12 protein-coding genes, 8 tRNA genes and 1 rRNA gene are annotated in these 11,005 nt (G+C 40.2%); 1 reads left to right on the top strand and 20 read right to left on the bottom strand.

All coding sequences use genetic code 11. The features are described 5' to 3' along the window. The 10 genes from KHA97_RS19620 to KHA97_RS19575 form a co-directional block, all read right to left on the bottom strand. Nucleotides 1–1,455: ribosomal RNA gene (locus KHA97_RS19620) — 16S ribosomal RNA — on the bottom strand; the annotation flags it as partial. A 98-nt stretch (nt 1,456–1,553) separates the two neighbouring features. After that, nucleotides 1,554–1,627: transfer RNA gene (locus KHA97_RS19615), tRNA-Gly, on the bottom strand. A gap of 9 nt (nt 1,628–1,636) precedes the next feature. After that, nucleotides 1,637–1,713: transfer RNA gene (locus KHA97_RS19610), tRNA-Arg, on the bottom strand. 33 nt (nt 1,714–1,746) lie between these two features. Beyond that, nucleotides 1,747–1,832 (bottom strand) — tRNA-Leu (locus KHA97_RS19605). A gap of 59 nt (nt 1,833–1,891) precedes the next feature. Beyond that, nucleotides 1,892–1,966: transfer RNA gene (locus tag KHA97_RS19600), tRNA-Gln, on the bottom strand. A 92-nt stretch (nt 1,967–2,058) separates the two neighbouring features. Beyond that, nucleotides 2,059–2,134, bottom strand: a tRNA-Asp gene (locus tag KHA97_RS19595). A gap of 21 nt (nt 2,135–2,155) precedes the next feature. After that, nucleotides 2,156–2,227: transfer RNA gene (locus KHA97_RS19590), tRNA-Glu, on the bottom strand. Nucleotides 2,228–2,244: 17 nt separating this feature from the next. Then, nucleotides 2,245–2,335: transfer RNA gene (locus tag KHA97_RS19585), tRNA-Ser, on the bottom strand. Between the two features lie 8 nt (nt 2,336–2,343). Continuing rightward, a tRNA-Asn gene (locus KHA97_RS19580) sits at nt 2,344–2,415 on the bottom strand. An 86-nt stretch (nt 2,416–2,501) separates the two neighbouring features. Then, nucleotides 2,502–2,984 carry a SprT family protein gene (locus KHA97_RS19575; RefSeq protein ID WP_213126429.1) on the bottom strand — a complete coding sequence of 161 codons (483 nt, stop codon included), beginning with the start codon at nt 2,982–2,984 and terminating at the stop codon, nt 2,502–2,504. 88 nt (nt 2,985–3,072) lie between these two features. Between KHA97_RS19575 and cmpA the strand changes: the two genes are divergently transcribed. Then, nucleotides 3,073–3,183, top strand: coding sequence for a cortex morphogenetic protein CmpA (gene cmpA / locus KHA97_RS19570; protein WP_213126428.1), 111 nt, complete (start codon nt 3,073–3,075; stop codon nt 3,181–3,183). 23 nt (nt 3,184–3,206) lie between these two features. Here the strand turns inward: cmpA and KHA97_RS19565 are convergent, their stop codons facing one another. The 10 genes from KHA97_RS19565 to ndoA all read right to left on the bottom strand — a co-directional run bounded on the left by KHA97_RS19565 (nt 3,207) and on the right by ndoA (nt 11,002). Beyond that, nucleotides 3,207–5,378 (bottom strand): Tex family protein, encoded by a 2,172-nt coding sequence (locus tag KHA97_RS19565; protein WP_213126427.1) that lies wholly within the window; start codon nt 5,376–5,378, stop codon nt 3,207–3,209. 72 nt (nt 5,379–5,450) lie between these two features. Then, nucleotides 5,451–6,047, bottom strand: a complete 597-nt coding sequence (locus tag KHA97_RS19560; protein WP_213126426.1) for a PP2C family serine/threonine-protein phosphatase — start codon at nt 6,045–6,047, stop codon at nt 5,451–5,453. Further along, a complete protein-coding gene (gene sigB, locus KHA97_RS19555) occupies nt 6,044–6,838 on the bottom strand; it encodes an RNA polymerase sigma factor SigB (protein WP_213126425.1) in 795 nt (264 codons plus the stop codon). Before sigB ends, KHA97_RS19560 begins: the two co-directional genes overlap by 4 nt. Continuing rightward, entirely contained in the window at nt 6,816–7,286 is a 471-nt protein-coding gene (gene rsbW, locus KHA97_RS19550; RefSeq protein WP_325167513.1) for an anti-sigma B factor RsbW, read from the bottom strand. Before rsbW ends, sigB begins: the two co-directional genes overlap by 23 nt. Nucleotides 7,287–7,288: 2 nt before the next feature. Beyond that, nucleotides 7,289–7,618: an STAS domain-containing protein gene (locus tag KHA97_RS19545; protein WP_213126423.1), complete on the bottom strand. Its 330-nt coding sequence runs from the start codon at nt 7,616–7,618 to the stop codon at nt 7,289–7,291. Nucleotides 7,619–7,694: 76 nt separating this feature from the next. Then, nucleotides 7,695–8,699: a PP2C family protein-serine/threonine phosphatase gene (locus KHA97_RS19540; protein ID WP_213126422.1), complete on the bottom strand. Its 1,005-nt coding sequence runs from the start codon at nt 8,697–8,699 to the stop codon at nt 7,695–7,697. 15 nt (nt 8,700–8,714) lie between these two features. Beyond that, nucleotides 8,715–9,116 (bottom strand): anti-sigma regulatory factor, encoded by a 402-nt coding sequence (locus tag KHA97_RS19535; RefSeq protein ID WP_213126421.1) that lies wholly within the window; start codon nt 9,114–9,116, stop codon nt 8,715–8,717. A 3-nt stretch (nt 9,117–9,119) separates the two neighbouring features. Then, a complete protein-coding gene (locus KHA97_RS19530; RefSeq protein ID WP_213126420.1) occupies nt 9,120–9,476 on the bottom strand; it encodes an STAS domain-containing protein in 357 nt (118 codons plus the stop codon). A gap of 2 nt (nt 9,477–9,478) precedes the next feature. Next, nucleotides 9,479–10,306 (bottom strand): RsbT co-antagonist protein RsbRA, encoded by an 828-nt coding sequence (locus KHA97_RS19525; RefSeq protein WP_213126419.1) that lies wholly within the window; start codon nt 10,304–10,306, stop codon nt 9,479–9,481. Nucleotides 10,307–10,651: 345 nt separating this feature from the next. Beyond that, nucleotides 10,652–11,002 carry a type II toxin-antitoxin system endoribonuclease NdoA gene (gene ndoA / locus KHA97_RS19520; protein WP_213126418.1) on the bottom strand — a complete coding sequence of 117 codons (351 nt, stop codon included), beginning with the start codon at nt 11,000–11,002 and terminating at the stop codon, nt 10,652–10,654. Nucleotides 11,003–11,005 lie beyond the last annotated feature (3 nt).

The following is an 11,005-nucleotide window of genomic DNA, read 5'->3' as shown; positions in this document are numbered from 1 at the left end:
GGTTACCCCACCGACTTCGGGTGTTACAAACTCTCGTGGTGTGACGGGCGGTGTGTACAAGGCCCGGGAACGTATTCACCGCGGCATGCTGATCCGCGATTACTAGCGATTCCGGCTTCATGCAGGCGAGTTGCAGCCTGCAATCCGAACTGAGAATGGTTTTATGGGATTGGCTCGACCTCGCGGTTTTGCTGCCCTTTGTACCATCCATTGTAGCACGTGTGTAGCCCAGGTCATAAGGGGCATGATGATTTGACGTCATCCCCACCTTCCTCCGGTTTGTCACCGGCAGTCACCTTAGAGTGCCCAACTGAATGCTGGCAACTAAGGTCAAGGGTTGCGCTCGTTGCGGGACTTAACCCAACATCTCACGACACGAGCTGACGACAACCATGCACCACCTGTCACTCTGTCCCCCGAAGGGGAACGCCCTATCTCTAGGGGTGGCAGAGGATGTCAAGACCTGGTAAGGTTCTTCGCGTTGCTTCGAATTAAACCACATGCTCCACCGCTTGTGCGGGCCCCCGTCAATTCCTTTGAGTTTCAGCCTTGCGGCCGTACTCCCCAGGCGGAGTGCTTAATGCGTTAGCTGCAGCACTAAAGGGCGGAAACCCTCTAACACTTAGCACTCATCGTTTACGGCGTGGACTACCAGGGTATCTAATCCTGTTCGCTCCCCACGCTTTCGCGCCTCAGCGTCAGTTACAGACCAAAGAGCCGCCTTCGCCACTGGTGTTCCTCCACATCTCTACGCATTTCACCGCTACACGTGGAATTCCGCTCTTCTCTTCTGCACTCAAGTTTCCCAGTTTCCAATGACCGCTCACGGTTGAGCCGCGAGATTTCACATCAGACTTAAGAAACCGCCTGCGCGCGCTTTACGCCCAATAATTCCGGACAACGCTTGCCACCTACGTATTACCGCGGCTGCTGGCACGTAGTTAGCCGTGGCTTTCTGGTCAGGTACCGTCAAGGTACCGTTAGTTAGACGGTACTTGTTCTTCCCTGATAACAGAGTTTTACGATCCGAAAACCTTCTTCACTCACGCGGCGTTGCTCCGTCAGACTTTCGTCCATTGCGGAAGATTCCCTACTGCTGCCTCCCGTAGGAGTCTGGGCCGTGTCTCAGTCCCAGTGTGGCCGATCACCCTCTCAGGTCGGCTACGCATCGTCGCCTTGGTGAGCCGTTACCTCACCAACTAGCTAATGCGCCGCGGGCCCATCTGTAAGTGACAGCAGAACCGTCTTTCAACCTCTCCTCATGCGAGAAAAGAAGTTATCCGGTATTAGCTCCGGTTTCCCGAAGTTATCCCAGTCTTACAGGCAGGTTGCCCACGTGTTACTCACCCGTCCGCCGCTAACCTTTGGGAGCAAGCTCCCTCAGGTCCGCTCGACTTGCATGTATTAGGCACGCCGCCAGCGTTCGTCCTGAGCCAGGATCAAACTCTCATATAAGTTTGTTAGCTCATTTGCTGGCAATGGTATAAAACCATTGTTTAAAATAAATAATTTAACGTTCGTTTCGTTCAGTTTTCAAAGATCAAACACTATATTGGAGCGGGTGATGGGAATCGAACCCACGACAACAGCTTGGAAGGCTGTAGTTTTACCACTAAACTACACCCGCATTATTAAATGGCGCGCCCGAGAGGAGTCGAACCCCTAGCCTTTTGATCCGTAGTCAAACGCTCTATCCAATTGAGCTACGGGCGCATAAATACTTAGCTAAATAGCTAAAATAATCTCTGGTGCGGTCGAGAGGACTTGAACCTCCACGGTATTGCTACCACTAGGCCCTCAACCTAGCGCGTCTGCCATTCCGCCACGACCGCATTTTTAAAAGCGCAAGATATATATTATCACTTAGACAAACGATTGTCAATATTTTTTTTGGCTGGGCTAGCTGGATTCGAACCAACGAATGACGGAGTCAAAGTCCGTTGCCTTACCGCTTGGCTATAGCCCAATGATCTTATTAAAACATAAAAATAGAATCGAAGAATATTATATTAACATACTTTAGATTCTATGTAAAAGGAAATATCTTCTATATCATAATGGCGGTCCCGACGGGAATCGAACCCGCGATCTCCTGCGTGACAGGCAGGCATGTTAACCGCTACACCACGGGACCACTTATAAAAAATAAAAATAATGACCCCTACGGGATTCGAACCCGTGTTACCGCCGTGAAAGGGCGGTGTCTTAACCGCTTGACCAAGGGGCCATGAATAATATTAAATATGGCGGAGAAGGAGGGATTTGAACCCTCGCGCCGCTTACGCGACCTATGCCCTTAGCAGGGGCACCTCTTCAGCCTCTTGAGTACTTCCCCATACCAAACTCCGCAGGTAGGATTCGAACCTACGACCGATCGGTTAACAGCCGATAGCTCTACCACTGAGCTACTGCGGATTAATGACTCTTCCGATTATAATAAGCTATGGACTAACTGTCAATAGTCCTGAAATAAAAAATCTAATTAAATTTTTCAAAAAAATCTATGAAGAAAATGATTCGTTCTTATTTATAACTTCTTCCAATGTTCCACGACATTTTCCGCATACGTAACGTTTTGTATTAACTCTTCTACGACGCTGGTAGCCTAAGGCACATTTTGTACACTTATAATAGTATATTTTTAGCTGAGGTTTTTTACTCTTGCTCTCTTTTAGTGGTGTACAATGTCTTGGTGCTCCTACTTTTTTCATTAACAATCGAAAATCCTTGTCTCCGTGCTTATATCCTTTTCCTTCTATATGTAAATGATAATGGCATAGTTCATGTTTAATAATTCCTACCAATTCATCTAATCCATGTTCTTCAAAGTAATAACGATTTACTTCTATATTATGGGAAGTCAACATATACCTACCTCCCGTTGTACGTAGCCTCGGATTAAAAAATGCTATGTGATTAAAAGATTTATGAAAAAACTTTGTTGAAAGTTCTTCAGTTAATAATTGTAATTCCTCATTTGTCACTTTTCTCTCCCTCCAATATTAATCGAACGAGACAATCAATTTTACCATACAATATTGGTAAACGAATACTCAATAGGAGGTAATTCGTATGCCTACATGGTTTCAAAATCAGATTCAAAAAGCTTTCTTAGAAAAAAATCGGTACCAAATCAAATTACTTAATCAATGTTGGTTTTTTTATAGAAAAAAACACTGCTAATCAAACTAGCAGTGTTTCTTTTGTCACTTTTTCACCATTGTCAGTGATAGTCTACCTTTGTTTACATCTACATTTTCTACCCAAACCGTTACTATATCTCCTAGCGAAACGACATCAAGAGGATGTTTAACGAAACGATTGCTCAGTTTAGAGATGTGGACTAAACCGTCCTCCTTCACACCAACATCGACAAACGCTCCGAAGTCAACCACATTCCGAACGGTTCCTTGTAGTTCCATCCCTAGTTGAAGGTCTTCTAGTTTAAGTAGATCCTTTTTTAAAAGAGGCTTTGGCAGTTCGTCACGCAAATCGCGTCCAGGTTTCGTTAAGGCGTCCACAATATCCTGAAGCGTCAATACACCAAGCCCTAGCTCTTCTGAAATAACCTTTATGTCCATTTCCTTTAATGCATTACCTAGCTCTTCACTTCCTATATCATTTGTCGAAAAGCCTAGTCTTTTTAAAAGCATTTTTACACTATCGTAATTTTCCGGATGAATAGGAGTTGAATCCAAAGGTTCTTCCCCTTCTAAAACTCGCATAAAGCCAATTGCTTGTTCATATGTTTTAGCTCCTAGACGAGGGATGCCAGATAATTGCTTACGATTATTAAACTTTCCGTTTTTTTCTCTAAATTTCACAATATTATTGGCGACCGTTTTGCTTAACCCGGAAACATATTGTAAAAGAGAAGAAGAAGCCGTGTTGACGTTTACCCCAACTTGGTTAACTGCAGTTTCTACTACGAATTTTAGTGATTCATTTAGTTTTTTCTGAGAAACGTCATGTTGGTATTGCCCGACGCCGACTGATTTCGGATCAATTTTTACTAATTCCGCCAACGGGTCCTGCAATCTTCTTGCGATTGAAACGGCGCTTCTTTCCTCTACTTGTAAATCCGGAAATTCTTCTCTAGCCAAATCTGAGGCAGAGTAAACACTTGCTCCCGCTTCATTTACAATCAAATATGCCAAATCCAATTGATTTTCTTTTAGTAAATCTACCGTAAACTGCTCCGTCTCTTGCGATGCTGTTCCATTCCCAATAGTGATGAGTTCCACACCGAATTTCCGAATGATATTGAGCACTTTTTTCTTTGCTTCATCAGGCTTAGCTTTAGGTGGATGCGGATAGATGACATCTATATAGAGCATCTTACCTGTTTCATCGACAACCGCCAATTTACAACCTGTACGATAAGCAGGATCGACTCCAAGTACAACCTTCCCTTTTAATGGGGGCTGTAATAATAATTTTCTTAAGTTCTCTGAAAAAATGTGAATGGCTTGATTTTCTGCTACTTCGGTCAATTCGTTGCGAATTTCCCTTTCAATAGCAGGTTCTATCAAACGCTTATATCCATCTTCTATTGCTTCTTTTATATCGGCTGCTGCTACTGAATTCTCGTTTTCAAGCACACTTTTATGTAAAAACGAAAAAATTCGTTCCGTATTCGATTGGATTGATACACGAAGTATATCTTCTTTTTCTCCACGGTTTATAGCAAGAATTCGATGAGGAACGATTCGTTTAACAGGTTCTTCATAACTGTAATAGTTCTCAAAAATCCGTTTCTCATCCTTATCTTCATTTTTGACGACGGAAGTAATAATACCCGATTGATATGTTTCCTTTCTAATCCATTCACGAAATGAAGCATCATCTGAAACTTGTTCTGCGATAATGTCCTGTGCACCTTTTATTGCATCAGCATTTGTTAAAATTTCTTTTTCTTCTGAAATATACTTTTCCGCTTCAACCTCAACACTTCCGCTTATAGGAAAGCTAAGCATCCATTGCGCTAATGGTTCTAGACCTTTTTCCTTCGCAATGGTTGCCCTCGTACGCCGCTTTTGTTTATATGGTCGATATAAATCCTCAACGAGCTGAAGCTTATCAGCTTTCAAAATTTGTACCTTTAATTCGTCTGTGAGCTTTCCTTGCTCATCAATTAGTCTTATAACATCTTCTTTACGTTGCTCTAAATTTTGTAAATATGTCCAACTATCCGAGATTCCTTTAATTTGAACTTCATCAAGCGCACCAGTCATTTCTTTTCGATAACGGGCTATGAAAGGCACGGTATTGCCTTCCTCCAGAAGTTGAATAACACTTTGAATTTGTTTTTTTGATAATTGAAGCTCGCCTGCTAGTCTCCTCAGCAAAACTTCTTCTTTATTTTCGATTTCAATCACGTACTTCCCTCATTTCTTTGCGTCATTCTTATATTTTATCATATTGTTCAGAAAGCAAAAAACCTCGCTCACTTAGAGCAAGGTTCCGACGATAAACGACATATCGTCTGATCGATTAACTTGTTTTACTTTTAAATGTGCAACCAAGGCAAGAATAGATTGACAGCTGTTTAATAAATCTTTTGTATTTACGTTGACAAATCCATCTGAATGGATTAAAAATTTTGAGTTTGGTTCGTACGTATATTTTTGTGTGCGGTACTTCTGAGGCTTGCCTGACAGATATCCTGTCACTGGCATTGGGTAAGTTAGTTTCCCAGCTGGGGTGTATAAATAAAATCGAATATTTCCAACACAACTATATTCAAATTCTCTTTGCTTGAAATCCACTTTTAAAATAGCGACCGCGGCCCCGCGTTTCCTGATTAGCACCTTATTACAAAAATCCATCAGGGTCTCAACGTTTTCTTCAGGATTAGACTTAACTACAGATACTGCTGCCTGGGAAGCTTCATGAGCGTACTCTCCACTCCCGAGTCCATCAGCTAGTATACATAGAAAATAGTCATCCGTTAAGGTGAGATAGAAACTATCGCCATTTATGAGATTGCTGTCTTTTGCAGTTTGGAAAGCATGGGCTTCCGAATGCTCATTTTTAAGATGGATCATAAAGTGGAACTCTCCGTATTTAAGGATTCAGCAAAAATAGCTTCCCGTAATTTTTTAATTGCTCTCCGTTGCAGACGCGATACATGCATTTGCGAGATATTCAGCATTTCCCCGGCTTCTTTTTGACTCATGTTTTCCAGGTATGTATATTGAATGATCAATTTTTCTCGATCAGACAGAACATGGAGAACCTTTTCCAACACAAGTCTTTGATTAACTTTTTCGTACCCCTCATCCACATTTCCGACAATGTCGAGCAAGGTAACAGTACTTCCATCTGCATCCGCTTCAATTGAATGATCCACAGATAAAGCTTGGTAGCTTTTTCCCATTTCCATCGCTTCCAATACTTCCTCTTCTGAGACCTCCAAATACTCCGCGATTTCGTTAATTTGTGGAGACCTCTGCAGTTTAACTGTAAGTTCTTCAACGGTTGACTTGATTTTTGGTCCCAATTCCTTAATACGTCGGGGAACATGGACACTCCACGTTTTATCTCTTAAAAAACGCTTTATTTCACCAATAATGGTTGGAATAGCAAACGCTTCGAATGTCTTTCCATATGATTCATCATATCTACGAATCGCACCAAGCAGTCCAATGATCCCTACTTGAAAAATATCTTCGTGAAAGGATTTTCCTTTTGAATATTTGCGGGCTATTGATTCAACGAGATTTTTATAATGAAGCACGAGATTGTTTTGGGCTTCATCATCCCCGTGATCTTGATAGGCTTTAATCCATTCAATCACTTGATTTTTTGTCTGATCAGGTTGAGATTGTTTTGACATTCCCCTCCACCTGCTCTCCTTCAAGGTATTTAGTCATAAAGACCGTTACCCCTTCGTTTTGATGAATTCTTACTTCATCCATTAAGCTTTCGATTAAATAAAGACCTAGACCTCCCTCACGAAGAAATTCTATTTGACTATCTTCATTATAAGGTCCTATTTCGTCTCGTGCTTTATTTAAATCGAAGCTTTTACCTGAATCTGCAACCATTACTTCAAGTTTATCTTGATAAAGACCAAAGCCAACCACAATTTCCCCGCCCTCGTCCTTTTTATAGGCGTGCTGGACAGCATTCGTGATAGCTTCACTAACCGCGATTTTTAAATCATCGATTAAATCATACGTAAAACCCATACGGCTTGCTATTCCAGACAGAGTTAACCGAATTACGCCTACATACTCCGGCATTGCTGGTATTTTCATTTCAATGTAATCAAAATCCTGCATCATTACACTCCACCCTCTACCTCGGAATTAATGTTCATCACATCAGCCAATCCAGTTATTTCAAATAACCGTTGCAAACGATCTGACAAGCCTGTCAACATTAAGTTCCCTTCATTAGCCCTCAAAGTCTTAAATAAACCTACGAAAACACCCAAACCTGTACTATCCATATAAGAAACTTCTTTTAAATCAACGATTATTTTAATCCCTGACTTTTCCGCGTAGGGATGAAGAGATTCTTTTACTTTCGGAGCCGTGTAAGCATCTATTTCTCCTTCTAGTTTTGCGTGTAATTCCTCATTCACTTCTGTCAAACTTATTGAAATATTCACAAAACATCCACCCCTCGTAACACAATTATATGTACTTTTTTATAAATACCCTCATAGAGCACAATAAAACATATAATTATGTTCTTTTTAAAATAATTAGAGTAAAATCGTCTCTTAGTTCAAATTCTTGTAGACGCTCCAAGTCTTTATAAACATTGGTCACGATATCTTGTGCCGTTAAATGTATGTATTTTTGAATATAGCTAGTTAAATCGCTTCGATCTATAAAACCTTCTTTTGTCCGGCATTCAGTCACACCATCTGAAAGGAGAATAATCAAATCACCCTTCGAAACTTTTTGTTCATAGTTTTTATATTTCGTTTTCTTCTCTATTCCGAGTAATAATCCTTTTCCATCTAAATCTAGAAATTTTCCAGTTTTAGACGAATAATAAAACCCAGGTTCATGACCCGCAGACGCATAGCAGAAAGTATTATTTTTAGGATTATACATGCCGTAGCACATCGTAATAAACATGCTCGGGTCCACATTTTGTTCTACTACTCGATTTAAACTTTCCAATATAGCACTCGGATCATGTCTATTTTCTGATAGACTATCCATCGCATATTTAATCATAGACATGGATAATGCTGCTGGGATACCTTTGCCAATTACATCAGCAAGTGCGATACCCAAGCAGTTATTTTCATCTTTAACAAAATGATGGTAATCTCCATTCATTTGCCTAGCAGGTACACTTACAGCACCTATATCAAGTCCTTCTATTTTTGGAAGGGAAGTTCCAAGCAATGTTTTCTGCATACTGGCAGCCACTTCAATTTCAGTTTTTAAGGCCTTTTGTTCCGTACGAAGACTTTGATGTTCTCGATAGGATAGACCATATCCAATCATTACTTCCAATAATATATCGAAGGAATCACTAAAGCTTTTCCGGTTAAGATCATGCTCAAGCATAATCGTTTTATGTAGACTGATGATTTCTTCAGGAGCAATTTGATGTTCTATTAACTTTCTGCTTAATTTTTGCGCTTGATAAAGACTTTGTTCATTTTGATCTTTTAAATAGTTATTCATGATGTCTTTATATTTTGCTTCAAAAGAATCTCTAAAATCCATATCAGTTCACTCCTTCTATCGGAGCCACTTGACTGCAATTATCTCGGTGCCTTCATTTAGTTTCGATTTGATATCAAACTCATCCATTAGGCGTTTTACTCCGGGCAGTCCAGCTCCTAACCCTCCAGACGTAGTGTATCCATCTTCCATAACTCTGCGAATATCGGCAATGCCGGGTCCGTTATCCTTCGCAATGATTTTCAACCCGTTTCTACCATTTAGTTGTTCTTTCACAATACATACCTCGCCTTGACCGGCATAAAGGTAAATATTTCGGGCCAATTCGCTAATCGCAGTCGTGATTCTCGCCTGGTCCACTGTCCCAAATCCAAGCTCTTTTGCCACATTTCTGCCTAATTGGCGAACTGCTACGATGTCCCATTCATTTATTATTTTTACGCAGGACTGCAGTTCCATAGGCTAGTCCCCCAATTCCTGTTCTAATTTATCCAAACCGTTTTCTAAATCGAGGGCAGTGACAACATCTTCCAAACGAATACCTAACTCAATTAATGTAATTGCCACAGCAGGTTGAATTCCTGTAATAACCACTTTCGCTCCCATTAGCTTTGACATATTGATTACGTCACCAAGCACCTTTGCAATAAATGAATCAATAAAATCAATGGATGTAATATCGATAACTACCCCACGAGCACTTGTTTGATGAATTTTATGCAATAGATCTTCTTGAAACTGTAATGCTGTTTGATCATCCAATTCCCATTGGATTGATATAAGCAGACAATCACGAAGCTTTAAAATTGGTATCCTCAAGCTTACCCCTCCACTGTTATCATTTTTCTATTTGTAAAACCGAGTGCCTTTTCAATACCTTTTCGTAATGTACTTGTCGTAATAATTTGGTCTAAATCAATTCCTAGATTAACAATCGTCTGAGCAATTTCCGGACGAATTCCGACAATCATACACTTTGCTCCTACAAGTCGAACGGCATCAGCTGCTTGGATAATATGATGTGCAACCATTGTATCAACTACTGGAACCCCGGTAATATCAATCAGGACAACATCCGCTCTATGTTTTACAACTCCAGTTAATAAGTTTTCCATTATCAACCTTGCTCTTTCAGTATCAATTGTACCGACAAGAGGCATAATCGAAATTTTCTCGAACACAGGAATTAATGGTGCAGATAATTCTTGCAAAGCAATTTTTTGCAATGAAAAAGTTCTTTCCCATGTAGCAGAGTACGTTTCAATCATTTCATCATAAACAGGTGCTAACCATTTGTCTAATCCCCATAGTAGTTCATTGCTTTGCTCATGAGTAAAATCATTTTCAGAAATAATTTGATCGTATAAGATTTTATTTATCGTTCTAACACCTTTTGTTAAAAAAGTTAAAGGCCAACCCATTCGTACGACATTTTCTGCAAAACTCCCGATTTTTTCGTAATATTTCTCATTCGTATCTAATATACTCGAAGTCACTAAATCCATAAATTCTTTACTAGTGTTATAGAATACTTGGTCAGAGATGATATTGATTGTCCGTTCGTCTCCAATTTTTTTCATTTCATTCATCCACGATTCTAATATTTCATCCTCATGTTTCTTGATAAATTGTACGACTTCTTTATTCAATCTTCCCTCTCCTTTATTTTATCCGATTAGTTTTGTATTTAATTTTATCAATAGTTGGCGCGTAAAAACAATTACAGTCACCTTTGTTTTACATAATTAGGTAAAAAGATATAGTAAAATCGACAATTTGGTCTTTTAGTAATTATAGCAAAAAGACAAGTAGTAGTTCGATTTCATGCTATGGTGGTCTTAAGCGCCACAGGATCAAGCCTTCATCTTACGGCAAGCTGGAAAAAGTTGAGTAGTCTGAAGAATAGAACTGAACCTTCCAAAGTGGAGAAGAAATAAACTCTAATAAATATAGACACAGTAATAAAAAAAAGCGCTTCTGCAAATACAGAGCGCTTAAAAATCGATCAGTCCTAAACTTATTTGCAGGGCCTCGTCAACTTTTTCCATCATTTCTTCATCTAGGTGTGTAATTTTATCTGTTAAGCGTTGCTTGTCAATCGTTCTAATTTGTTCAAGCAAAAGAACAGAGTCTCTTTCAAATCCGTACTTTTTAGCATCAATTTCCACATGGGTAGGCAGTTTTGCTTTTTGAATCTGCGCTGTTATAGCAGCAACGATTACAGTGGGGCTGAACCGGTTCCCAATGTCATTTTGGATAACCAGTACCGGACGGACACCACCTTGCTCCGAACCTACCACTGGAGATAAATCAGCGAAATACACGTCACCACGCTTAACCACCAAGGG

This window comes from Lederbergia citri, assembly GCF_018343625.1.
In the GTDB taxonomy this organism is placed as follows: Bacteria; Bacillota; Bacilli; order Bacillales; family Bacillaceae_C; genus Lederbergia; species Lederbergia citri.
Note: the sequence above shows the minus strand (reverse complement) of the source record. Positions and strands in the feature narration are given on the sequence as shown.